Below are 25,135 nucleotides of genomic sequence, written 5' to 3' on the forward strand. Positions count from 1 at the left end.
AACAAGCCGCCGGTCCCGCTCGCATTGTCGATGCAACCACGTCACCACACGCGACGTCTACTTGCTCGATGCGAACCCCGTCAGCGCTCCGCTGTCACCCCGGCCCTCTCCGTCTGCTCTTTGCAGGCTTGCTGCTGACTGCGCTCATCGGGCGACCGCTGGACTTAAGCGCCGAAAGTCCCACTCCGCAGGTGGGCAGCCAATGGGATGAAACCAGCGAGTCTTACATCGAGCGCCACGAGATCACCCTCACCGCTCCGGCCGCCGCGATCCGTGCCTACCGCGAAGCGTTTACGCAACGCGAATGGTTTATCGGCGCCGAGTCGCGCAGCGCGTTTATGGGGCTGTTGTTCGGCCTCGAACTGCGTCCGGCCATCCGCGACCAGATCCTCGACCCGAGCCACTGGGAAGCCCTGCCGGATGGCGGCTTTCGGGTGCAACCGCCGCTCGAGCTCCAACGCGCCTTCACCTCGGCCGAGCGGCGTGAACTCTACCAACTGCTGGCGACCTGGACCCCCAACAAAGTCGAACGCTGGCCACTCGTCGCCAACCACGAGACCGACTTCACTCGCTGGCAAGCAGCCGGCGTTCCGTCCGCGCTGATCGCTCGCTTTCGCGAACTCAGTTATCCGTTCGCCGGCGGCTGGGCCTGCAGCGATTACGCGGTCATCGCGGCCGAGTTCCCGAATCCCGCCATCCTGCAACGCTGGTTGCGCGAAGTCTCCAGCGTGCGGACCATCGTGCCCCACCTGCGCCTCTCGACGACACGCTCGGTCTCCCGCGCACTCGCCTACTGGACAGCCGATGGCAACAACCCCTTCGCGCGCCCACTGCTCGAAGCGCTGCTCGAATCGGAGACCGAAAACGACATCGATCTCGCCAGCATCCTGCCCGCCGCCGCGCGCGCTCTCTCCTTCGAGCTCTCCCCCGATGACGTGCGCCATGACTTCACCCGCCAAAGCCTCATCGTCTCCACCAGTCTGGCGGTGCCGCCGCAGCACCTCGACCAACTCGACCGTTTCTTCAATTGGTTTGAGCGCAATTTTCGCACCGTCAGCGATCCGCCGCGCTTCGGGGATATCTGGAGCTTCGAATCCGCCCCCGACACCGCCCCCGGCATTCCCTACGCCTGCGCCCACGTCGTGCGCGATCTCGTCTTTGCCCGCGATCCGGCGGGCCTCGGCGTCTGGCGCTTCATGACGCTGGCCGAACTCACGCGGCGCAACCCTCACTTCACCGACGGCCACTTTGTCCATCTGCGCTATTCACCGCCCGTGCCCAAATCATGAATACAATGCTTTGGCGAGGAGCCATCGGTTTGATGGCATGGTTGGCCGGTTGCTTCGCCGCCACCGCCCAACCCTCCGCCCCCGAACTGCGCCACGGGCCCTGGGGCACGCTCCGGGTGAGTTCGTTCTGGCTGCGCACGCCCGAAACCGTGATCGCCAGTGCGCCGTTGCCCGACGCCAGCGAGTGGATCTTCGCCGGTCTCAGTCCGGCCGATGCCACCGCTCTGCTCACCTCGGTCGGGCTGTCGCTGACCGAGCTCCCTCACACCGTTATCACGCCCGACGACGACGCCCCGACGCTCGCCGTGCAGGTCCCCGCTGACCTGCGCCGCCACCTCACCGCCCGCACCCGCGAGGTGATCTACCCGATCCTTGCGCGTTCCGCGTTCAATCCCGCCCACGTCACGCCGTTCCAGGTTCCGAGCGACGCTCAGCTCGAGCGCAGCCAGCTCGCCCCTGCGCTCCTCTCCGCCCTGCGCGAACTCAGCTTCACGGTGCGCGGCCAACGCCTGTTGGTCGACGCCGACCTGCTCCTGCCCCTCGCCACCGATGCCGACCAACGCCGTCTGCTCCTGCGACTGCTCCATCGCTACGAAGCGTTACGCGTGGAACTGCTGCGGGAAACCCTCGACCAAGCCGACGCCGCCAACACCTACTGGAATCCCCACGGCGAAGATCCCCTCACGCCCTGGCTCGAACGCTTTGCGACCTCCCCGCAGCTTGAGTCCACCGATATCGGCAACCTGCTGCCGCCGCTGCCCCGCCGTCTCCTGCACAGTTTCCCCGACGCCGCCAACAGCCCGGCCGATGCGAACTGTTTTTGGACCTCGCTCAACTTCTTCCGGCGCGATCCCAACGACCGGCTGCTCCCCTACCAATTTGAGGACGACCAGAGCGAAGCCACCGCCCGCGCCGAACTCGCCCAAAACTACACGCCGGCCACCCCGCCCTACGCCTTTGGCGACGTGTGGGCCCTCTTCGTGCGCGACACCCCGGATGCCCGCCCCCGCCTCATCCATCTCGCCGTGCACCTCGCGGACGACCTGGTCCTGACCAAAAACGGCGCCGGCAAAATCACCCCCTTCATGATCACCCGGCTTTCCGCGGTGACCGGTTACTACGGCTGGGCGCAGGACCTGACCGTGCGGGTCTACCGGCCCCGCCCCGGTAGCCCGGCCATGCCCGCACCGGCGCTTTGAACGCAGCCGCGACGATTTCAACGTTTCCGAAGTCCGCCTGACCCGCTTTGCTCGGACACCCCTTCCGACGCATGGACGAAACCAACCTGATTCCCGATCGCATCGCCAACACCCTGCGGCGCTTCCCGCCGTTCTCCATGTTGCCGACCGCGGCCATCGACGAACTTGCCGCGCGCGCCCGCGTCCACGTTTACGTCACCAACGAACAGGTCTGGGGTCCCGGCGATCCTCCCGGCGATGAACTCTTCGTCCTCGTGCGCGGCCGCGTCGAATACCTCATCACCACCGATGGCCAGGCCGAACGCGTCGCCGTGCGCGACGAGGGTGACCTCCTCGGGCTCACGCCGCTTCTCCGCGCTCAGCCCACCCGCACGACCGCGCTGGTCGTCGAGGACACCATCCTCTACGGCCTGCCCTGGCAACGCATCCAACGCCTGCTCGCCGAGCACGACGACGCCCGCCACTACGTCAACCGCCACCTCTTCTGGACCACCCGCCTCGGCGGCAACTTCGAGTCCATGCCCGCCCCCGAGGACGGCTCCGTCTCCGGCCGCGCCAAAAACATCCTCCAAGCCCATCTCGCCGGCGGCAAAGTCATCCAACCCCGCGCCCTCGAGCGCCTGCTCACCTGCGCGCCCGAGACCACCATTCACGACGCCGCGAAACTCATGTCCTCGCGCCGCGTTCCGTCCGTGCTCGTTGTCGATCCCGATCGCCATCCGCTCGGCATCGTCACCCAGAGCGCAATCGTGAAACACGTTGTCGCCCAGGACCTGCCCCGTTCCGCGCCCGTCGGCAAAATCATGGCCAGCCCGGTCATCACCGTTTCGGCGCTATCCTCGGCCACCGCCGCCATCTTGCTCATGCTGCGCGAGCGCATCGGCCAGGTTTGCGTCACCGAAGACGGCACGCCCGACTCGCCCGCCCTCGACGTTTTCACCAACAAGGACCTGCTCGCGCAAGCCGGCCACCACCCCGCCGGCCTCCTGCGCGAGTTCCGCCACGCCCGCACCGTCGCGCGCCTGCGCGAGCTCTGCGACGAGGTGGAGGAGATCACCGCCTCCTACCTCGACGCCAACGTCTCCGCCATCTTCCTCGGTCAGATCTGCGCCGAACTCTACGACGAGCTCGTGCAACGCCTGCTCGAAATGAGCATCGCCGAGCTTTCCGCCGAGGGCGTGAAACTGCCCCGCATCGGCTGGGCTTGGCTCTCCGTCGGTTCGGACGGTCGCCGCGAACAGACCCTGCGCACCGACATGGACAACGCGCTCGTCTTCGCCGATGCCGACACGCCCGAGCAGGACGAGGTGCACCGCAAACTCTTCCTCAAACTCACCGATCGCGTCGTCGCCAAGATGGTCGATTGCGGGTTCGCCCGCTGCCAAGGCGGCGTGATGGCGTCCAACCCCCGTTGGTGCCGCACCTCACGCGAGTGGCTGGCCGAAATCGAGAACCTCGCCTCCACCACCGACCCCGACGAACTCTTTCGCGGCATCGTGCTCTACGACCTGCGCTACGTCGCCGGCGATCCCGCCCTGCCGCGCCCGCTGCGCCAGACCATCATCGACTCGGTGCGCAACAACGCCTGGCTGCAACGTCGCCTCGCCGAACTCGTCATCGAGACCCCGCCGCCGCTCAACTTCTGGGGCAACTTCGTCGTCGAGCGCAAAGGCGACCGCGTCGGCGAGTTCGACCTCAAGGGCCGCGCCCTCGCGCCGCTGCGCGACGCCGCCCGTCTGCTCGCGCTCAAACACAACCAGACCCGCCGCTACTCCACCGGCGGCCGCTGGGAAGACCTGCGCCGCAACGTGCCCGCATTGAGCGAAACCGCCAAGGTCGCCCGCGAAGCCTACGACGTGTTGCTCACGCTGCGCCTCACCACCGCCCTCGATCGCCATGACTCGGGCCGCTTCGTCAACCCGGCCAAGCTCACGAAACTCGAGAAAGCCCGCCTCGCTCACGCCTTCGATGTCGTGCGCATGGTGCAAACCCACGTCCGCCTCGCCTTCCGCCTCGAAGGAAAATGAAGCGTAATCAAGTAGGATGTAAGAAGTGTGAAGTCATAAGTTCCATCACGCCGGATACTCCTCACTTCAAACTTCTGACTTCGAACTTCTGACTTCTCTCATGTTCCGCTGGCTCCGTCGCACTGCCTGGCCTGAATTTGTCGTCGACTACGTCGAGGGCACGTCGCGCCGCGTCGACCGCAAACTCCCGTGGCCGGAGTTGGAGTTCATCGTGCTAGATGCCGAAACCACCGGCTTCGATTACGACACCGACCGCCTGCTGAGCATCGGTCTCGTGCCCGTGCGGCGCGGCCGCATCCTGGTCGAAGAGCGCCGCGCCTGGCTCGTGCAACAACTCGACGCGCCCAACAACGAAGCCGTCAAAATTCATGGCATCGCCCCCGACGCCTCCGCCCACGGTCAGCCCGAGGAAAAGGTCCTGCGCGAACTGCTCGATCTGCTGCGCGGGCGCATTCTGGTGGGCCATCACATCGGCTTCGATTCGTCGATGATCAGCGCGGCACTGCAACGCCACTTCGGCACCCGCCTGCGTAATCCCATGTTGGATACAGCCATGATCGCGCGTCGCCGGCTCGATGCCTTCCACAAAACCGGCTATGCCAATCAGCGTCCCCCCGGACTCGACGAACTCTGCACCCACGCCGGCCTGCCGGTGATCGGGCGACACACCGCCAGCGGCGACGCCTTCACCACCGCGCAGCTTTTCCTGTGGCTGTGCGGCCGCATGCGCGTGCGCCTCGGTCGGGAGTTGGTCGCCGGCGACCTGTTCCGCGGTTGACCCTCCGGCACGCCCCCTTTGCCCTCGCGCATGGGGATGAGTCTGGCCACCTATATAAAACGTCGCAACGGCGTGCCGCTCGGCCATCCTGCCTCCCTCCGGAACATGTTGCGACGTTCGCTCGGCGCGGAGTCGTTTGCGACCTTCTGGGTCTATTGGAATCCGATCTGGAGCTACTACCTCGGTCGCGGTGTCTTTCGTCCGCTCCACCGCGTCCTGCCCGAGTCGCTGGCGTTAGCGCTCACGTTTTTGGTGAGCGGCGCCCTGCATGACCTCGCCGTCTCGTTGCTGAAGTGGCGCGTGGTCTTTTTCTTCGGCCCGTGGTTTCTGCTCATGGGCCTGTTGGTCGTGATCAGCAAAGTCGCAGGCCTCAGCTACGGCTCGGTTCCGTTCGCCGGACGCGTCGCGCTCAACCTCACCTTCATCGTCGCGACCTTCGCGCTCACGGAAGCGGTGTTGTGAAATCGACGCCGTGAGATCCGTCCAACGAGAGCGCGAGCAAGCTCGCGGTCTACAATGTGCGATCGGTGACGAAATGTAGGCTGCGAGCTTGCTCGCGCTCCGTTGCCCCTCCGCCCGGCAATTCCCTTGCGACCTACACCGACCCGTTCTTAGGTCTCGCCCCGTTTCCGCAAAGACTGGCCGTCTTCCACTCCTCCTCCCTCCAACTCGACTCACCTTCCCTCTCTTTCGAGTTTATGGCCACGCTCCTCCCTCTCGCCTTCGGTCTTGGCGGTCCTGAAATCCTGTTCCTCGGTGGCACGCTCTTTATCGCGCTGCCGTTCTTCGTCTTCTGGCTGTGGATGCTGATCGACTGCCTCACGCAGGAAACCGACCCGACCCAAAAACTAATCTGGGTGCTGGTGATCATCTTCGCGAGTTTCGTCGGCGCGCCGCTCTATCTCTTCATCCGCAAGATCCCGCGTGGCCGCGCGGCACCGGCGAATCGGTAGAGCGACCAATTCGGCGATGTCGGGCGTTGCCCCACCGCTCACTCCGCGCCGCGCAACTTGGCCCGGCCGTCGCTAAACTCCGCTTCGTAACCAGCGCCCGTTTGCACGTCGGACGCCTGCATCACCGGCTTTCCGTCGGCGTCGCGCATGATAACAAATCCGCGATGCAGGACCGACTGCGGACTCGCCGCCTGCAGCCGTTTCCACATCGCCAACAAGCGCTGCGATTCGCGCTCCACCCGACGTTGCGGCGTCGCCGTGGCGAAGGCGCGGGTCACACTTTGCAGCGCGTGCCGTTTCTCGCGATGAGCCGAGGTCAACGCTGCCGACAAGCGATTGGCCAAGTCGTCCCGACGTAGCCACCCCTGCTCGATCTGCGCACGTGGCGTCAGCAACCGCAGACGCGATTTCAGATTCTTTACGCGGTCGCGCGCATCCTCTACCACGTTGCGCAGACCGTCACGCAGGCCATCGCCGGCGATGGCCAGGCGGTCGACCTGTTGACCGTAGGCCGTCGACAACAATTCCGCCGCGCCGCTCGGCGTTTCCGCCCGCACATCGGCGGCGAAGTCGCTGAGCGTAAAATCGATCTCGTGCCCCACCGCCGAAATCACCGGCACCGGACAGGCCGCCACCGCGCGCACAACGACCTCCTCGTTAAAGGCCCACAGGTCTTCGAGGCTGCCGCCGCCCCGGCCCACCACCAGCACGTCAAAACACGCCAATCGCCCCGCCGTAGCGATCATCGCCGCAACTTCCTCGGCGGCGCCCACACCCTGCACCTTGGCCGGCAGCACGACGAGTCGGCCCTTCCAGCCGCGCCGCACCATGATGCGCATGAAATCCTGCACCGCCGCGCCCGTCGGCGAGGTTACAAAACCCACCCGCAACGGCAGCTCGGGCAGCGCGCGTTTGCGCTCGCGGGCAAAGAGGCCCTCGGCATCGAGTCGCCGTTTGAGCGCCTCAAATTCACGTTGCAGCCGGCCCACGCCATCCTCGACCACCGTGCGCACGATGAGCTGGTAACTGCCCCGCGCCTCGTAGACGCCCACGCGACCATTGAGGATGACCTGCATCCCGTCGCGCAACTGCACCGTCTGGCGCATGGCGTCGCCGCGGAACATGACACAGGTCAACTGCGCGCCCGCGTCCTTGAGCGAAAAATACACGTGTCCGCTCGCCTGCCGCCGCAGGTTCGACACCTCACCGCGCACCCAACCCACGTTCAGGTTGCGCTCGAGCAACACCTTCACGCGCCGCGTGAAGGCGCTCACGCTCTCCGCGTCGGCCCCGGGTTGTTCCCGCCCGAGGTCGAGGGGTTCCATGCCCTCGTCGCGCCAGCTCATCCGGTGCTTTCCGTGGCCGGATCCGGCTGCGTCACCGCCGCTGCGGCCTTTTTCTTGCCCAGATGACGCCGCAGCAGGTGCGTGCCCACACTCAGCGCCGCGATGCCACCGATGCCGAGCATGACCATGCGGCCTTTACCCGCCAGCAGCGCCTCGCCGAACATCACAAAGGCCGTGCCGTAAAGGCCGGACACGATCACCGAGACAATCATGTAAACGCGGAGCGGCACCTGCGCCAAACCAAGAATCGCGCTCTGCAGAAAGAAGGGCGGGCCCGGCGTCACGCGCAGCAGAATGGCCACATCCCAATACTCGTCGGCCGGCACCTGCGGCCAGCGGTAGCCGAAACGCAGGACCAGTTTTTCCAACCACGGCCGCGCGATCCAGCGCGCCAGCACGTAGGTGATGAGCACATTCACTGCCAGCGCCAGCCACGTGAAGACCAGCACCAACGGCATGCCCAGCGTCGGACCAAAGATCGACCCGGCCGAGAGGGTGAAGGGCGACAACGGCATGCCCACCGCCGGCAGCACCGCCATCCCGCCAAAAAAGACCAACGGACCCGCCTCCCGCATCATCGCCAGCGTCTGATCGATGAGCCCGCGCACATCGAGGCCCTTCAGCACGGCCACGCCACCGATCCCTGCGAGGACCACCAGCACGGCCAGCTTGATGAGCAAGCCCTTCTTGGACTTGGGCGCAGGCGCTTGAGATTCCATAAGCGCGCACTGTGTCGGGCCCGGCGCGACACCGTCAAGCACCGCGCTTGCCCTGCCCGGTGGGTCGTGTTGACGTCTCGCACGCTCCATGGACGCCGACTCCCCCATCATCGCGATTGTCATGCCCGTCTTCAACGAAGAGGACGTGCTGCCGGAGACCTTCCGCCGCCTCGCTGCGCTCTTCGACGCCGAGGCTGGCATCCGCTGGCGCGCCGTGTTGGTCGACGACGGCAGCCGCGACGCCAGTGCCGCGCAACTACAGGCGCAGGCGACGGCCGATCCGCGTTTTGAGACCGTGTTTCTCACCCGCAACTTCGGCTTCCAGGCGGCGCTGGCCGCGGGTCTCGTCCACGCGGCCGACGCCGATGCCGTCGTGACCATGGACGCCGATCTGCAGGACCCCCCGGAGCTCATCCCCGAGCTGGTCGCGGCCTGGCGTGACGGCGCCGGCGTGGTGCTGGCGGTGCGGCGTTCGCGCCAGGAAACGGGCCTGCGGCGACTCGGCATGGACCTCTTTCACGCCACCTTCTCACGCCTCACCGATCAGCCGTTGGAGCGCAACAACACCGGCACCTTCGGCCTGATGGACCGCAGCGCGGTCGCCGCCTTCAACCAATTGATCGAGCGCAACCGCTTCTTCCCCGGCCTGCGTGCCTGGGTGGGTTTTGATGTGCGGGAAGTGCTCTACGACCGCCAGGAACGCGCCGCCGGCGAGCCCAAACAATCCTTCTCGCGGCTCGTGCGCTACGCCCTCGACGGCGTATTCAGTTTTTCGCGACTACCGCTGCGGCTCGTCACCTACCTCGGTCTCTTGGTCGCCGGTGTCGGTTTTGCGCTGGGCGCGTTTTACGCCGTCCGCCGCATCCTCGGTATCGAAATTGCGGAGACCGGCTTCACCACCCTGGTCACGCTCCTCCTCTTCCTCGGCGGCGTGCAGCTCATCGGCATCGGCGTGCTGGGCGAATACCTCGGTCGCATCTACGACGAAGTGAAGCGCCGCCCGCTCTATCTCGTGCGCCCGAACGACCGCGCGCGCCGATGAAGTCCGTGCCCTCGAGCCAACGCCGCGCGTGGGCCTGGGGAGCCGCCGTGCTGATCCTGCTGCCCGCCTTTTACTGGCTGTGGACCGGTCAGGTCTGGGAGGACTTCCTGATCACCTTCCGCCACAGCGAGAACCTCGTCGCTGGCCATGGGCTGAGCTACCACGAAGGCTTTCGCCTGCACGGTTTCACGTCGCCCCTGAACGTCCTGGTGCCGGCGCTGATGCTGGCTCTCAGCGGGGCCGACGGCTACCAACTGCCCCTGCTGCTGACCAACTTCGTCACCTTGGCGGCTCTGGCGCTGGGGGGACTGGCGGTCATGCGCACACTCGGCCACGCGACCACGGATCGCACCCGTTGGACCGTATGGCTGTGGCCTTTACTGCTGGTCACCAGCGTGAGGCTCGCCGCCTACACCGTGAACGGTCAGGAAGCCGGTTATTGGGTCGCTTTTCTCGGGCTCGGTTTTGTCGCAACGGTGGGAGGTTTAAAGAGCCATTGGCGGCTCGCCGGGCTCGCATGGGGTGGCCTGCTGTGGACGCGCCCCGACGCGCCCATTCATATCGCAGCGCTGGCGATCGCCGCCTGGCTCTTCCCCCGCGACACGCGTCGCGCCGAGTGGTCCGGCGGCTGGCGGGCGGCGCTGCTGGGCGCGGCCATTTATCTGCCGTGGCTGACTTGGGCGTGGATCTATTACGGCAATCCGCTGCCTCACTCCGCGCTGGCCAAGGAAGGGGCTTACGCGGGTATCGAACTTGCCGGCATCGGCGGCGAAAACTGGTTGCGCCTGCTCCGCTACTGGTTGGGCACGCCGTTCATGCCCATCTACGCCGAAGGTGGCGGCTGGCCACCGGTGCTGACCTCGCTGTGCGGATTGCTGGGCTTGGGCGCACTGACCGCGATCCTGCTGCCGGATCGTCTGGCCCGGCTGGCGGCGGTCGCTTTTTCGATTTCGGTCGCCTACCTCGCGGTGATGTCGGTGCGGGCGACGGTGTTCCCTTGGTATGCGGTGCCGCCGATCTTTTTTGGCACGATAGCGTGGAGCCGATGGTGGGCCGTGCTGGCCGAACGGGGCCAAATCGCACGCGGGGGAGCGGTGGCGCTTGCGACGCTCACGCTGGCCACCACCAGCTTCGGTTTCATTCGCTCGCTGGAGGTCAACCGCTTGCAGCAGGAGCTTATCGAGAACCAAGTGCGCCGGCCGCTGGGTCTCTGGCTCGACGCCCACATGGCGCCGGACGACCGGGTGTATTTGGAGCCGATCGGATACATCGGCTACCATTGCCACGGCCGCGTGCTCGATTACCCGGGCTTGGTGAGTCCGGCTGTCGTGGCGGCCCGGCGTGAACACGACGCGGATTTCATTTCGCTCATCACCTATCTGCAGCCCGAGTGGCTGGTGCTGCGCCCGCGAGACCTGCCCTACGCGATGCGTGACGTGGACCTGTTGGAGCACTACGCGCCGGCCGTGGAGTTCGACGTGCGGCCCGAACTCGAGGCCCGCGGCGTCGACCCCTCGCTGAGTTTTCTGTGGTTTGACGCGCACTACCTCGTTTTCCGTCGTTTGCCTTCATCCTGATCGCCCCCATGGACTCGACCAGCTCTTCCAAGATTCGTCCCGCGTCGGCCTCTTCGAGGCACGGATGGGAACGTTTCGTCTGGGTGGGTGCGACGCTCGCTGCCGCGGTGTGGCTTTGGCACTGCTGGGCCTTTTTCAGCACCAGCAGTTGGAACGACATCCGCTTGGCGCCGGCGGTCGCGCTCCACTACGGCCAAGCAATTTACCCCGGCCCCTCTGGTCCGCCGAACACGTGGATGTATGGTCCGCTGCCCATCTGGCTGCTGTGGCCCGCCGGCTGGTCCGGTTCCCCTGCCGCCGCGCTGGGAGTCGCCGCCACGATCAACGGACTCATCACCCTCGGTGCGATCATCGCGGTTTGTCGATTTACACCGCTCCCGTCCGGTTGGGACGCATCCCCTCGGCTGCGATGGACGGCCGCGCTGCTGGCCATCGCCATCTGGCCGAGAGCGGCTTGGCAGTTTATCCAGGCAGACAATCTGGCCGTCGCCTGCGGTCTGCTGGCCAATCTGTTGCTCATGCGGAGGCGTAGCGCAGCGGGTGACTGGCTGGCCGCGCTCTTCGCTACGGCGGCCCTGTTCTGCAAACAGACCTCGATCGCCGTGCCTCTCGCTCAACTGATCTGGTTATGGTCGAGCCGCGGTGCCCGTGCGAGCGTAGCCCATGCCGCGCGACTCGCGGCAGCCTTGCTCGGGTGGTGCCTGCTCACCGTCACGCTCGAAGACCCGGGGGCCCTGCGGCTGTCGCTCTTCCAACTGCCAAGCGCGCTGCCCTGGGTGCAGGATCTCGCCGCGCGCCTCCGCGATGTGGCCCCGGCGATGGGCGTGCACCTGCTGCTGCCGGCCGTAGCTTATATCTGGATACGCCGACAGCGGCGATCCGCACTCACGGTCCTGCACCTCCCGTGGCTGTCCTGGGCGATTGCGGTGCCTCCCGGGCTCGCGGCCTTGCTGACCTACGGCGGAAACCTCAACAGCCTGCAGGGTCTCGGGCTGTGGCTCCCGGCCGGACTCACCGCAACCCTGGCGGTCGCCCAGCGCACACGTTTGCGGCGCAACGCCCTGTGGATCGGCGTCGGCCTGGCCGTGGGACTCGTCGGCCTCCGCCTGGCGCTGGTTCCCGTCTGGGTGTGGGGACTCAACCACCCGCGCTACGCCCAGGCACAGACCATCGTGGAGACGTGGCCCGAGCAGGTTTGGTTCCCCTGGCACCCCTTGGTCACGCTCTATGCGGAAGGTAAACGCTACGCGGATGAGGATGGCTTGGCGGTCCGGGCACTGGCGGGCCGCCCTATCCGTCGCGATGTGCTGCGCGAACATCTGCCGCCCCGTTTTCACGCCATCGCATTGCCGGCCGGGACACCGCATTGGAGCATCGCCTACGAACTCAGACCGGAAGTCTACACCCGTCACCAGCACGGAGAGTGGGGCATCGATGTCTGGCCTGCGTCCCCTCCTCCCGACACGCCATGAGCTTCGGATTCAGTTTGTTCGCTGCCGTATTTTCTTCGGTTGGATTGGTGCTGGGCATCGGGCTTGGGAGCGTTCGGCTGCTCGGCTCGGCCTCGGCGCAACGCGCGGTCGTCACTCCCTTTGCCGGAGTTCTCGGACTGCACGGCTTGGCCACCGTGTTCCATCTCGCCGGAGTCCCGGCGGGCGTCTGGCCTTGGCTCGTGACTCCTTTGGCGGCATGGGGTTGGTGGCAGGGCCGCGAGGAGATCGCGGCATGGCGCAAACAAACCGAAACGCGCGAGACTTTCCTGCTGTGGGCCGGAGTCGTAACGGTCGGGCTCCTGTGGTTAAGCATGATTCGCAACTACTCGGGCGGCGATTGGATTGGCGACTGGGCGGGTCATTTCCACCGGGCGCAGTATTTCCTTCATCCCGAACAGGACTGGAGTTGGATGCTGGCCAGAGATCCGCTCGCCGGACGCCCCCCGCTGCAAAACCTTGTCACCGCACTCCTCCTTTCCGTGGCGGGCGAAAGCATGGCCCGCTACCAAGTCATCTCCCTGTTGCTCGGGTCTCTGGTGGTGCTGCCCATGAGCTGGTGGCTCACGCGTCTGGCCGGTGACGGCGCCCCGAAAGCCCGGCGGTGGCTTGGCGCCTTTCTGGTCTGCAACCCGATGGTAATGCAGAACCTCACCTATCCGTGGACGAAATTGCTCACCGCCGCATGGGTCGTGATGGCCGTGGCGCTCGCTTGGCAGGCGATCAAAACACAGCGCGATCCAGTGCACTCCAGCTTGCTCGCGGCCGGAGCAATGGCGGCGGCCCTCATCACGCACTATTCCGCGGCCATCTTCGTCGTCGTGCTCGGCCCCGTTTTTGTCGTCCAACTGTGGCACCGCCATACCACCACTGTCTTCCGGCGTGCGACGGGGGGCGCGCTCGTCGTTGGCGTAGTGGTTTGCGCCACATGGTTTGGCTGGATCCTGCCGCGCACCGGCATCAGTGGGCTCTCCGCCAGCACCACCACCGCCCAGTATCTGGCAGCCTCACAGGATTGGACCCAACCGTGGCGCATTTTCGGCGAGAATCTACTCCGCACCCTGGTGCCCCACTCCCTGTTAACGCCACCGCCAGACGCGAGTGTTGCGACTGACTTTTGGGCGTGGCTCCGAGATCAATTTTTCCAGCTCTATCAAACCAACCTGACTTTTGCTCCAGGGTTGGCTGGACTGCTGCTCACTTGGTCCGCATTTCGGCACCTCTCCGCCAAGGGGGCCCGCGTTCTTCTGCTCGGAGCGCTGGTCGGGCTCGGCGTTTGGGTGCATCCCGCCCTATCCCGGTGGGGTCTGGCTCACATTTGCCTGCAACCGCTGGTGCTGCTGGGCTTGGTCGTGCTCGCGCGCCACGCTGCCACGATCAGCTCGTGGTGGCCCAAAGCGGTGCTTGGATTATTGGTGGTCGACGCGCTTTTGGGAATCGGACTGCAGATGACCGTGGAATCCATCCGCGTGACTCCCGCCATGGTGGTGCTGCAGGAGGGGCGGCCGCTCTCCAACCTCTTCGGCCAGGCGATCCTGGCCAACTCCGGCGCGAAATTCGCCTTTGCCTACCAGTTCCTCGGTGACTTGTGCCCTTGGCCCGTTTGGCTCAACGGCCTTGGCGCTGTCGCCCTTACCGCGACCCTGTGGTGGCGCGCCGGCCGAGTCGCCTCCTCCTGCCCATGAGCCCACGTCCGCCCCGCCTCACTCAGTTACTCGGCTGGCTCGTGCTCCTGCCGCTGGCCGCACTCATCGCCTGGGCTGGCCGCAACCTCATGTTCTCCGTCTTCATGGTGTATGATGATGAAGGATACGTGCTCCTAAGCCTGCGTAACGCCTTCACCGCCGGAGCGCTCTACGACGAAGTTTACACCCAATACGGACCGTTTTTTTACCTCTGGCACAAAGCCCTATCGACCCTGGGGGGCTGGGAATGGACGCATACCGCCGGCCGCTGGCTGACGTTGGGCTATTGGCTCGGCACTGTGGGGCTGTGCTGGGACATCACGCGCAGACTGGTGCCTGCGCTGGTCGCTCAACTCTTCGCTCTCGCCGGCACCTTTGCCTACCTCTGGATCATGACCAACGAGCCTACGCATCCCGGAGGGATGATCGGCTTCTTGGTCGCTCTGGCCGCCTGGATCGGACTGCGGTGGGATCCGGCGCGCCACCCCGGGTCCGCGGCGGCAATCGCCGCCGTCGGAGCCGCGCTGGGTTTATCCAAGATCAATACCGGACTCTTCCTGCTCGCGGCCCTGTGGGGCTGGTTGGCACTCGCCAGTCGGGCGTCTCGCCTCGGTCGCATCGTCGCGCTCGTCACCGGCCCCCTGTTTGCGCTGGCGCCGCTGGTCGTCATGCACGGGCTGTGGCCCGCGCCGTGGGTGGTCACCTTCGCGCTGGTGGTCGCGGTCGCCCTCACCACCGTTGTATTCGTGGGTTGGCGACACCTGCCCGTGGTGCCGACAATCGCCCGCAGTTGGGCGGCGGCATCTGTCGGTGGCGTGCTCACTGCGACGGTCATCATCGGACTCACCCTGGCGCTCGGCAGCAGCCTCCGAGGGATACTGGAAGGCGTCTTGCTGGGTCCGTTGCGACATCCCGATGCTTATTGGTTCGCCTTCAATTGGCGTCCCGGGACGCGTTGGGCAGCGCTGCTGGCGGTCGGTCTCATGCTGCTCGCCTGGCGTCGACCAGAGTCCGCCCTGCTCCGGGTGCTGCTGCACGCCGTCCGGGCGGCGTTAATGCTCGCTGTGATGGCAGCCGTATTTGGGTGGGTGCCCCTGCTGCTACCATCGGCAGGCTTCACCTACGGGCTCCCTCTTGCGGCCTGTTTGGCGTATCCACTCGGTAACGACAAGTCTGCGCCCGGACGGCTGTGGCTCGCCCTGCTGGTCGGGTGGCAGAGTCTGCACGCGTATCCCGTCGCCGTCAGTCAACTCAACTGGGGAACCTTCCTTTGGGTGCCGTTGTTGGCCGCGGGCGTCGAAGACTCATTGCGCGACCTCCCGCTCGGATCAACGCGGGACTGGACGCGACGCGCCGTGGGCGCGATTGGTTTGGTGGTAAGCCTCACTCTGGCCGGCACCATGGCGCTACAGGGCCATGTCCACCGCCAGCAGGGCGAGGCGTTGGGCTTGCCGGGCGCCGAAGATCTGGTGATGCCGACCGCCACGGCGGTGCCGATCCAAATCATGACCCTCAACGCCCGCCACAACACTGATCCCCTCTTCACCTTTGCGGGTGCCTACAGTTTTAATCTCTGGAGTGGAGTGCGCACGCCGACACGGGCGAATGTCACGCACTGGTTTTCGCTGCTTCACGACAATCAAAAACAAGCCATCATCGACGAATTGGAAGCGTCTCCCCGCGCCGGTGTCATCGTCCAGCTCGACCTCCTGCGATATCTGCAGGACCAAGGGCGCCGGGTGGAAGGTCCTCTGGTTGATTACCTGCGCAGCCACTTTTCGACCGCACTCGAAATAGACGGTTACGCCCTCTGGCTGAAAAACGGCCGCGAGGTGCCCCTCCTCGGCGTTGCCCGCTGGGCCACGTCCTCTCGTCGCCTTGATTTTAACCTGCCGGAGCCGCTGCCTGTGTTGAGCGCCTTTGAGTTGTGGATCTACACGGGAGCCGAACGGGCTCTGGTGAGCCGGTTTTCGCCTGACGAGGTGTCGCTCGAGCCCGCTACTTCGGGCTCCGACGAGCCACTTTTCAGCTATCACCTGATTCTCCCCGACCGGGCGCCGATCGTGGACGGGCTGCTGATTCTGCGCGACCGCGACGGTCAGCCTGCGCACATCCTGCGCACCTACTAACGGCGCCGCGCCACCAGAATGGCGCTCACGCCAAACGGTGCCCACAGGCCCCGCACCGCGGGGGTCACAAAGGCCCAGCGAGCAAAACGGTTGATCCATGCCGGTGGCACCCGGTCTTCACTCCGGACCGACTTCCCCAATCCGATTTTCCGCAAAAGCGAACGTCCGCGTCGCAGCAGCAGCACCGCCGGGAAGGCCAAGGTATTGGTGTAGTTGGTGTGTTCGATCACCCAGTCTTCAGCCGGAAACAAGGCTCGCAACTGAGCCAATCGATAGCGGCGAAAGTGGTGTAGCACCTCATCCCATTCGCTCCACAACAACATGAACGCCGGCACGGTCACTACCACCGCTCCACCCGACCGCACCACCCGTGCAAATTCGCGCACCACCGCACGGTCGTCCGGCACATGCTCCAGCACATCGAGCGCGGTGACCATGTCGACCGATCCGGCTCCCAAGGGAATGCTGTCGCCCGACAAACCGATCACCTGCTCCGCCGAAAAACGCTGCCGCAATCGCTCGATCGACTCCTCATGGTCATCCAAAACCACCACCTGGCAGTGGTCTTGCATTTCATCGGCAAACGCTCCGGTGCCGGCCCCACAATCTAGCAGCAAGGCGTCTGGTTGTAGCACTCCCGTGCGACGCAGCCATGAGCGCACGATGGTGCGCTTCCCAGCGTAATACCAGTGCTCCGCTTCGACGGCGGCAAGATTGTCGTATTCAGCGGACTCCATGCTGGCGCTTCACTCTTGTCCGCAGGCTCCGGGGGGCTAAAAGGCCTGTCGATGAAATTATGGCCGCGGGCAACGTTCTCAGCCCTAACCCGGCGGGGAGGGTTAATGGTCGAGGCCAGTGCCTTGATCATCCTTGCTGGCGTATTGGCCTGGGCCGGACAACGGCTGCTGTTCTCCACCTTCATGATTTATGACGACGAGGGCTACGTGTTGCTCTCGCTGCACAACTACCACCTAGACGGTCAACTCTACGACCAAGTCTTTTCCCAATACGGCCCTGGTTTTTTCGCGGTGATGGATGGGCTCTCTCGTCTCGGCCACTTTGACTGGACCAGCGCAACCGCCCGCTGGGTCACCTGGGGAATGTGGCTGGGCACGGCGGCCTTTCCGGCTCTCTTGGTGGGCCGCACCGCCCGCTCACTCACCACCGGAACCCTGACCTTTGTGGCGACGTTTGCCTTTATGTGGGTCATGATTCGGGAACCGAGTCATCCCGGCGGACTCATCGGGCTGTTGCTCGCTCTAGGTGCGTGGCTGGGCAGTCGCCGCGATCCGGCGACGCATTGGCCCACCGCCGCCGCGCTGGGCGGCATAGGGGTGATCCTGCTACTCACCAAAATCAACGTAGGTGTCTTCTTCCTGACCAGCGCCGGGGGATGGTTGCTGGCGCACGCGCTCAGCGGACGCGCACGCACCATTGCCGTGTTGGCTACCGGCCTGTGGATGGTGCTGATGCCCGTCTTGCTGATGCGAAGGCTTGCGCACGAGGCGTGGGTGCCGGTCTTCATGCTCCTGGCCGCGCTCACCGGAGTGGCGTTATGGATAACCGTGGTCCGGCAAGCGTCACCCTCAGCGCGCCCGCGCAACATCGCGGTGATGATCGCGGCGGCCTGCGCCGTGGCCTTGAGTGTGCTGGCGCTTACCCTCGCGCGCGGCACAAGCCTCGCCTGGCTCTGGCGCGGCGTGATCCTGGATCCGTTGGAACAGACCAGCGTCTATACGTTCGCGTTCGATTGGCTGCCCGGCTCGATCGCGTTCGCCGCCGTGACCTGCCTCTTCGCCGTCACCCAGGATCGTTTGCCCGCCAAGATCCGATCACGCGTGCTGGTTTCAGTGAGACTGCTCGGAGCCATTCTGTTGGGGTTAAGCTTTTTGGGTGGTGTTGGACTAAGTGCTTCGGCCTTGGCCATGTCGTTTGGACCGGGCTTGGCGGTTTTCTGCGCTTTGTCGCTTCCAGGCATCAAGCCGGAAGACCGGAGCGACCGTGTGCGCCGCTGGTTGGCGTGGTTGCTTGCGGCTCAGTTTCTGCACGGATTTCCCGTGGCTGGCAGTCAGGTTAACTGGGCCACGTTCCTCCTGGTGCCGCTCGTGGTGCTCGCAAACCTCGATTCGGCCCGCCTGCTCCGCACCAATCAAGCAACCACGCGACACCGACTCCGTTGGGCAGCGGTGGCAGGCTCGTTGCTCTGCAGTGGCATCATCTCCCACAAGCTGGTGGCTACGGCTCGCTTCCAGCAGGCCTCCGGGGAGCGCCTGAACTTCCCCGGCACCGGAGCGATGGTCGTGACCGACGAAGTGGCCTTCGCGCAGCAATCGATTGTGGCCACCGTCGGCGCACAGGCGGACATGCTTTTCAGCCTACCCGGCACCTACAGCCTGAATTTATGGAGCGGTGTGCCCACCCCGACCCGGGCCAACGCCACGCAGTGGTTCAACTCGCTTTCCCCAGAGCGGCAGGAGCAGATCATTGCGCGCTTGGCCGGAGCCAACCGTCCGGCGGTGGTGGTGCAGCTCAACGTGCTGCAGCTGTTGGTGGACAACGGATTCAGTTCCGCCGGCCCGCTCGCCGACTACCTGCGCAACCATTTTCACCCCGTGTATTCAGTCGACGGTTACGCTTTGTGGGCGCGATCAGACCAATCCTTTACGCCGCTCAACCTGGCCCGACACGACGGCGAATTCCTAAACATAAGCTTGGCCGAGCTGGCCGCGCCGGTGGCCCGTCTGGACTGGTGGCTCCTGCATCCCGCCGGCTCCATTCCGGTGGACTCAGTCACCCCGGCAACCGGGCGGCTCGAGATGGCACCGCTGAATCCAGACAGATCTTCCAACAAAGCGCAGGGGCCTTGGCAAACAGGCTGGCGCCAGCCGCCGCCACCGGGTCCGGTGCAGCTCCGTTTGCGCGCCACGCCCCCGGATGCCCCCGTCGGTGCCCGTTGGCTGCTGTGCTTGGTCGATGATCAAAACCGGCGACTCGCCGCGGTGCGCTATTTGCCCTAGGACCCTTCCCTTGCCGACAACCGACTCAGTCTGCCCAGCTCCCGTGCCACCCCGTGCCGCCGCTCTCAGTCGCCGGGCGGGTTGGGGTCTCGCAGCGCTGTTGTTGTTGCATGCAGTGCTCGCGCTGTGGGGCATCCGGAGCACCGGCGTGACCAACGATGAGACCGCACATTTGACCGCCGGCTACGCGTATTGGAAATTTGGGGACTACCGGCTTCAGCCCGAGAACGGCAACCTGCCACAACGTTGGGCGGGCCTGGCCCTGTTACCCGCGCAACCTCGTTTGGATCCCCACGCCGCCTCGGAGCTTTGGCAACGCTCGGAAGTCTGGTTGATCGGCAACCAGTTCTTTTTCGCCGACGGCAACCCCATCGACCAATTGCTGTGGCGCGCCCGCACTTGGATGTTGTTTTGGCCGTTGGCCCTGGGCGGACTGGTATTTTGGTGGTCTCGCCGCCTTTGGGGAGAAAACGCCGCGCTGTTTTCGACCGCGTTGTATGTGGTAAGCCCTACTGTGTTGGCCAATGGCCCACTCGTGACCTCAGACACCACCGCGGCTTTCTGGTTATTGTTGTCCTCTTTGCTGTGGTGGCGCGCGCTGGGGCAGGCCACGCCGGGCCGAGTAGCCGCCAGCGTATTGGCCACGAGCCTCGCTTTTGTCGCGAAGTTCTCGTGCGTCCTCCTGGTGCCCATCTTCGCCGCCATGGCGTTACTCCACGGGGTGCAACACCGGCGGGACTGGCGGCGCGCGGTCGGTCTCGGGGCGTTGCACGCCCTGGGCATTTGGGTCGTCATCTGGCTCGCCTTCGGACTGCGCTTTTCGCCGGCGGGCGACGGCATGCCTCCGCTGGAGAAATATTTTCTTCCTTGGTCCCAACTACTCGAAAACGACGGGGGCTTGGCTCCGCTGATTCAGGCGGTGCGGGAATGGAGACTCCTTCCCGAGGCCTACATCGAAGGGTTTGCCCACGTGCGCTACCAAGGAAGCGCCCGCGACGCCTTCCTCTTCGGTGACTATCGCAGCACGGGCTGGTGGTGGTTCTTTCCCGCGACCTTTTTTCTAAAAAGCACCATCGTAGAATTGCTGGTGGGCGGGGCGGTCGCAGCGACCGCTTTGACCGCGCTCGCTCGCGGAAAAATTCGCCACCTGCCGCGTGCCGCCCCGATCGCGCCGCTGGTGGTTTTTGCCGGCGTATACCTCGGCTTTTCGATCTTGAGTCCTCTGAATATCGGTCACCGCCACATCCTTCCGCTGTATCCGATTTTGTTCATTCTGGCCGGCGGTCTGATCGCCCGCCTCGGAGACTGGGGAAAGCGCCTGGCCATCGCCCTGCCACTGTTTTCGTTACTCGGGACGCTAAGCGTCGCGCCGCACTACCTTACGTTTTTCAACCGACTCAACGGCGGTCCGGACCGCGCGTGGACCAAGCTGGTGGACTCCTCCCTCGACTGGGGCCAAGGGCTGCCAACTCTCGCCAGTTGGGTTGAGCGGAATCGTCAAAGCGACGAGCCGGTTTATGTTTCGTATTTCGGCAGCGACAACGTCGCCTATCGCATGCCGGAAGCCATTCGCCTCGCGCCCATCTACGAGCACTACCAACTGCGCCCCTGGGCTCCGCTGGAGCCGGGACTATACTGCATCGGTGCCACTATGCTGCAGGATGTTTACAGCCCGTTTCGGGGCGAATGGACGGCGGAGAAAGAGGCGGCCTACCGGCAGCTGCGCACGACGATCCTGCCGGAGATGGCCGCAGGAACCCGGTCCGCGAATATCGTGGATTTTGGCTACTTCGGCTCGGAGCCCCTCTGGCGCTTGGACCGTCTGCGCTTCAACCGCCTCACTGCCTATTTGAAAATGAAACCGCCCCTCGCGGTCGTCGCTCACAGTGTGCTCGTCTTTCGGCTCGACGCGGAAGAAGTGAGGGTGGTCACTACCGGCTCTCCCGCCGAGTTGGCCGATTTGATGGACCAGGCTCGCACCGCCGACAGGGCGTTTTAGTCGCAGACCTGCAGTTCTTCCGATGATGCAATCTCGTCCCATTTCTCCGCGCCTCCTCGCAGCGTGCGTAACGACCCTGCTGGCCTTGCACGCCTTGCTGGCCACGTGGGGACTGCGGCAGGTCGGGGTGACCCACGATGAGACGGCTCACCTCACCGCCGGCTACGCGTATTGGAAATTTAATGACTACCGGCTGCAGCCGGAGAACGGCAACCTGCCCCAGCGCTGGGCCGCGCTGCCCCTGCTCGCCTCGGCACCGCACCTTGACCCCGCAGCGTCGCCAGAGCTCTGGAAACGCACCTCGGTGTGGGAGATCTCCGACGATTTTTTCTTCGCCAGCGGCAACGACCACGAGTCGATGCTGTGGCGCGGCCGCCTGGCGATGCTGTGTTGGCCGCTGTCGCTCGGTGTGCTGGTGTTTGTATGGTCCCGTCACTATTGGGGAAACCGGGCGGCGCTGTTTTCACTGGGAATGTGGGCGGTGTGCCCGACGATTTTGGCCAACGGTCCTCTGGTCACCTCGGGCACGACCGCTGCATTCTGGTTGCTCGCCGCAACCGGTGCGTTCTGGCAGGCCTTGCGCCGAGGCGGGCGTTGGATCCCGCTAAGTTTGTTGGCCACCGGCTTCGCGTTTGTGGCCAAGTTTTCCTGCGTGCTGCTGGTGCCTATATTTGCGGTGCTCGGGTTATGGGACGCGCTGCAGGCGCCGAGCGGCAGGCGAGACTGGCGACGTCTCGGTCGCTGGTCGCTGCTCATGGTGGCGCACGCCTCGGCCGCGGCAGCAGTGATCTGGATGAGTTTCGGCCTGCGTTATCCCGCCGCAGCCCCAGGGATGCCCCCCCACGAACAGTTTATTCTTACGTGGGAGGAGATGCTCTCTTGGAAAGGCCCGGTGACCGCCGTGATCCAATTTGCCCGCGATTGGCAACTCCTGCCAGAGGCTTACATTGAAGGCTTCACTCACGTGCGTTATCAAGGCTCGGCCCGCGGAGCATTCCTCGCCGGAGAGCTGAGCACGACGGGTTGGTGGTGGTTTTTCCTGGCCACCTTCGCCTGGAAGAGCACCTCGGCAGAACTACTCCTGACTTTCCTGTGCGCAGTTTTGGGGCTACGCCGACTGGCACGGTCGGGGACCAGTTTGGTCAGCGCCCAGTTGACCCGTTTTGCGCCCCTCATCGTCTTCGTGGCAGTGTTCGGCTCGTTCTCCCTCATGAGCTCTTTGAACATTGGGCACAGGCACATCCTCGCCCTTTATCCGGTTCTATTTATTTTGGGCGGCGGCGTGGTGCAGTGGATGCCTCGCCGCGGACGAGCAGGACTCATCGCTCTGCCGGTCCTGTCTCTCGCCGGAGCGCTGACCGTCGCGCCGCATTACCTTACGTTTTTCAACTATCTATCCGGCGGTCCAAAGCAGGGTTGGCACAAGCTTGTCGACAGCTCGCTCGACTGGGGCCAGGGCCTGCCGGCATTGGCGACTTGGGTAAATCAGCATCGGGAGCCGGACGAGCCCTTGTATGTCTCCTATTTTGGCAGCGACTCGCTGAGTTATCACCTGCCCGACGCCATCCCCTTTGCGCCGATCTACGATCACTATCGTCCACGTCGCTTCGAGGAGCTGAAACCCGGGCTCTACTGTATCGGAGCGACCATGCTGCAGGATATCTTCAGCCCGGTAAAAGGCCCATGGACGGCGGATAAGGAAGAGAGCTACCGACGCGGGATGGCTTGGGCGCGGCGGCAGCTTGCCCAAGGCACCCTGGAAAACCGCATCATCGATTTTGGTAGGGAGAACACCGAAGGTCTATGGCAAGTTGAGCGCCTGCGTTTCGCGCGCATCGCCCGCTACCTGCGGGTTCGCCCGCCCGACGCCATCGTAGCCAATGCGACGATGGTCTACCGTCTGAATGAACTGGAGATAAGCGCCTTGGTCGAGGGTCCGCCGGAAGCCGTGTCACTCCTCATCGAGGCAGCCGAGCGCGGCGAAATCCTGGGACAATAGGGCGCATCTAAGGCAGCTTGCGAATCCACTCGTTGAGGGCGTCGACATCGAGTTTGACCTCTTCGATGCCTCCGGTGGGAGAGTCCAAATCCAACGTTTCCTGGTATTTACCCCACTGCAGGATTTGCTCCGCATCCACGGCCGTCACACGACTGACCCGGATCACATACGTCGGCGCGAACGTTTGTTCCATGACCGGCTCGAGCGTGAGCGCCGGACCATAATCGTGGACCGCCGAAATAAAACGTCCTCCGGTCGCGAGATCCACGATCACGCGTTGGACCACATACACGTCGTCGAAGGTGCCTTGCTCAAAATGAAACACAAACTCCTCTCCGCGCTTGGCCAAAGTGTAGGGATTCAGCGCTGATTGGTTGTGCAAAAACCACATGAGGTCTGCCACCGGGTCGATCACCAGAATCCGCCGTCCTGCGGCAGTCTGTTGCGCCGCGAAATCGCTGAGCCAATTGGTGGTCCGAGCCGCATAATTTTCGGCGTTATACTCCTGTCGGGCGATAGCCGGAACGGACCAGCCCAACCACTGAAAAGCCGCCAGGCCCAAGAGAATCCACCACCGTCGCGTCAGGCCCGGCACCTTGGACCACACCCAAACCATGGTCAGGGCCAAAAGCAGGTGTGTGGGAAGCGACAATCGCCGAATGATGGGATCATCCCATTTGCCCCAAAAATAGCAGAGCATGAGCACCGCGTGCAGCGTGAGGCCAATGATCGCGATCAGTAGAGCCGTGTCCCGGGGAGACTTCTGCCAATACTCGCGGCCCTTCTGGTAGATCAGCAGGCCCGCAAACCCCATGGCCAGAATCCCCAGCAGTGCGAGCAACCACGCGTTCGGCTGCGAACCATCGAAGGTGAAGAAGAAATTCAGCGCATGCCCGACATTGTCATAGAAATACTGAAAACCGAAAGGAGAGGTCGCCCCCTCCACGTCCTTCAACTGCCACGAGGCTTCGCTGAGCTTGAAGACATTTTGCAGCCAAGGCACCGGGAGCAGGAGCAAGGGAGCTGCCATGGCGCTAAAGGGCAGCAGCATACGACCGGCGCGCCACCAACCGTAAAGAATCACCCCCGCCACCGGCACCACGAACAGGGCGGATTCGTAACGCACCTGGGCGAGGAGGATCGTTGCATATATCAGCGCCCCCATCCGGTCGCGATGCTCAGGCTGTTCGGCAAAACGCATCCCCAGCCACACCACCAAAAGAATCATGACCATGTTGAGCAGTTCGAATCCTGCTCCGGCCGCATTCTGAATAACCAGCGGCACCAGACATATCCAGGCGACCAGAGACACCCCCGCCCAATAGCCGCCCAGGCGATGTCCGATCAAAAACAGCAAAGCCGTCAGCGCGACTGACAGCAGTCCATTCAGGATAAAAACGTTCTCGACGCGATACCCCGTGGTGTCGTGCAACAGCGTCAACAGAAACGGGAACGTCAAAGGGCGCTTGTCGACGCGTGAGTTGAGCGTGACGAAATTTCCCCCGTAGTCGTAGGCCCGCAGCACAATCGCCCCAGACCGGTATTCGTGCAGCTGTTTGGCCGTCGAACAGAGCAGGAACTCATCGGCGATGATCTTGAAGCCGTGCTTCTCCTGCACCTGCAGGTAAAGGGCTGCGAGACCGACCACGAGCCACACCGGCCAAGCCCGCCACACCCGCCGCAATCGATCCCCTGCCCCGATCGCGGTCCACCACCCCAAGGCTTCCCGAACCAGGTGAAAAACCAGTCCGCCAAAACTGATCGCAACAAACCAATACCCATAATCGCGAACGGCTTGGACAGCTTGAGCCGGGGTTAAGGTGATAAAGCCAAGCAGGACCGCCAGAAGCCCCACCAACACAAACAAAACCACGCGTCTGTTCATA

18 protein-coding genes are annotated in these 25,135 nt (G+C 64.4%); 14 read left to right on the forward strand and 4 right to left on the reverse strand.

Going from position 1 to position 25,135, the window contains the following annotated elements; translation table 11 throughout:
- Positions 1–128 precede the first annotated feature (128 nt).
- The 6 genes from K1X11_RS08960 to K1X11_RS08985 all read left to right on the forward strand — a co-directional run bounded on the left by K1X11_RS08960 (position 129) and on the right by K1X11_RS08985 (position 6,246).
- Complete coding sequence (locus K1X11_RS08960; RefSeq protein WP_221029776.1) at positions 129–1,289, forward strand: hypothetical protein; 1,161 nt, start codon at positions 129–131, stop codon at positions 1,287–1,289.
- A complete protein-coding gene (locus tag K1X11_RS08965; RefSeq protein WP_221029775.1) occupies positions 1,286–2,488 on the forward strand; it encodes a hypothetical protein in 1,203 nt (400 codons plus the stop codon). The genes K1X11_RS08960 and K1X11_RS08965 overlap by 4 nt, the downstream gene beginning before the upstream one ends.
- 71 nt (positions 2,489–2,559) lie before the next feature.
- Positions 2,560–4,515, forward strand: coding sequence for a DUF294 nucleotidyltransferase-like domain-containing protein (locus K1X11_RS08970; protein ID WP_221029774.1), 1,956 nt, complete (start codon positions 2,560–2,562; stop codon positions 4,513–4,515).
- 100 nt (positions 4,516–4,615) lie between these two features.
- Positions 4,616–5,293, forward strand: a complete 678-nt coding sequence (locus K1X11_RS08975) for a 3'-5' exonuclease (RefSeq protein ID WP_221029773.1) — start codon at positions 4,616–4,618, stop codon at positions 5,291–5,293.
- Between the two features lie 105 nt (positions 5,294–5,398).
- Positions 5,399–5,755, forward strand: a complete 357-nt coding sequence (locus K1X11_RS08980; protein ID WP_221029772.1) for an MBOAT family O-acyltransferase — start codon at positions 5,399–5,401, stop codon at positions 5,753–5,755.
- Between the two features lie 236 nt (positions 5,756–5,991).
- Positions 5,992–6,246, forward strand: a complete 255-nt coding sequence (locus K1X11_RS08985; RefSeq protein WP_221029771.1) for a PLD nuclease N-terminal domain-containing protein — start codon at positions 5,992–5,994, stop codon at positions 6,244–6,246.
- Between the two features lie 38 nt (positions 6,247–6,284).
- On the opposite strand, the gene xseA is transcribed toward K1X11_RS08985, so the two are convergent.
- Positions 6,285–7,592, reverse strand: coding sequence for an exodeoxyribonuclease VII large subunit (xseA, locus tag K1X11_RS08990; RefSeq protein ID WP_221029770.1), 1,308 nt, complete (start codon positions 7,590–7,592; stop codon positions 6,285–6,287).
- Positions 7,589–8,311, reverse strand: a complete 723-nt coding sequence (locus K1X11_RS08995; protein WP_221029769.1) for a TVP38/TMEM64 family protein — start codon at positions 8,309–8,311, stop codon at positions 7,589–7,591. The genes xseA and K1X11_RS08995 overlap by 4 nt, the downstream gene beginning before the upstream one ends.
- A gap of 88 nt (positions 8,312–8,399) precedes the next feature.
- Here K1X11_RS08995 and K1X11_RS09000 point away from each other — a divergent pair, with 88 nt between their 5' ends.
- The 5 genes from K1X11_RS09000 to K1X11_RS09020 are packed head-to-tail and all read left to right on the forward strand — an operon-like array spanning position 8,400 to position 16,234.
- A complete protein-coding gene (locus tag K1X11_RS09000; protein WP_221029768.1) occupies positions 8,400–9,353 on the forward strand; it encodes a glycosyltransferase family 2 protein in 954 nt (317 codons plus the stop codon).
- Positions 9,350–10,930, forward strand: coding sequence for a hypothetical protein (locus K1X11_RS09005; RefSeq protein WP_221029767.1), 1,581 nt, complete (start codon positions 9,350–9,352; stop codon positions 10,928–10,930). Before K1X11_RS09000 ends, K1X11_RS09005 begins: the two co-directional genes overlap by 4 nt.
- Positions 10,931–10,938: 8 nt before the next feature.
- Complete coding sequence (locus K1X11_RS09010; protein ID WP_221029766.1) at positions 10,939–12,402, forward strand: hypothetical protein; 1,464 nt, start codon at positions 10,939–10,941, stop codon at positions 12,400–12,402.
- Positions 12,399–14,105, forward strand: a complete 1,707-nt coding sequence (locus tag K1X11_RS09015; RefSeq protein WP_221029765.1) for a hypothetical protein — start codon at positions 12,399–12,401, stop codon at positions 14,103–14,105. The genes K1X11_RS09010 and K1X11_RS09015 overlap by 4 nt, the downstream gene beginning before the upstream one ends.
- The gene (locus K1X11_RS09020) at positions 14,102–16,234 is read left to right on the forward strand and encodes a hypothetical protein (RefSeq protein WP_221029764.1); all 2,133 of its coding nucleotides are present in this window, start codon (positions 14,102–14,104) and stop codon (positions 16,232–16,234) included. Before K1X11_RS09015 ends, K1X11_RS09020 begins: the two co-directional genes overlap by 4 nt.
- Here the strand turns inward: K1X11_RS09020 and K1X11_RS09025 are convergent.
- Positions 16,231–16,971 (reverse strand): class I SAM-dependent methyltransferase, encoded by a 741-nt coding sequence (locus tag K1X11_RS09025; protein ID WP_221029763.1) that lies wholly within the window; start codon positions 16,969–16,971, stop codon positions 16,231–16,233. The two genes, K1X11_RS09020 and K1X11_RS09025, sit on opposite strands and share 4 nt — an antisense overlap.
- A gap of 123 nt (positions 16,972–17,094) precedes the next feature.
- On the opposite strand from K1X11_RS09025, the gene K1X11_RS09030 reads away from it, so the two are divergent.
- From K1X11_RS09030 to K1X11_RS09040, 3 genes are read left to right on the forward strand one after another with little or no spacing between them, the layout of a single operon-like run.
- Entirely contained in the window at positions 17,095–19,251 is a 2,157-nt protein-coding gene (locus tag K1X11_RS09030; protein ID WP_221029762.1) for a hypothetical protein, read from the forward strand.
- 43 nt (positions 19,252–19,294) lie between these two features.
- Positions 19,295–21,250, forward strand: coding sequence for an ArnT family glycosyltransferase (locus K1X11_RS09035; protein WP_221029761.1), 1,956 nt, complete (start codon positions 19,295–19,297; stop codon positions 21,248–21,250).
- Between the two features lie 22 nt (positions 21,251–21,272).
- On the forward strand, positions 21,273–23,249 hold the full coding sequence (locus K1X11_RS09040; RefSeq protein ID WP_221029760.1) for an ArnT family glycosyltransferase: 1,977 nt from the start codon (positions 21,273–21,275) through the stop codon (positions 23,247–23,249).
- Between the two features lie 7 nt (positions 23,250–23,256).
- Here the strand turns inward: K1X11_RS09040 and K1X11_RS09045 are convergent, their stop codons facing one another.
- Entirely contained in the window at positions 23,257–25,134 is a 1,878-nt protein-coding gene (locus K1X11_RS09045) for a hypothetical protein (protein ID WP_221029759.1), read from the reverse strand.
- Position 25,135 lies beyond the last annotated feature (1 nt).

The sequence above is a fragment of the Actomonas aquatica genome (assembly GCF_019679435.2).
Classification (GTDB): Bacteria; Verrucomicrobiota; Verrucomicrobiia; order Opitutales; family Opitutaceae; genus Actomonas; species Actomonas aquatica.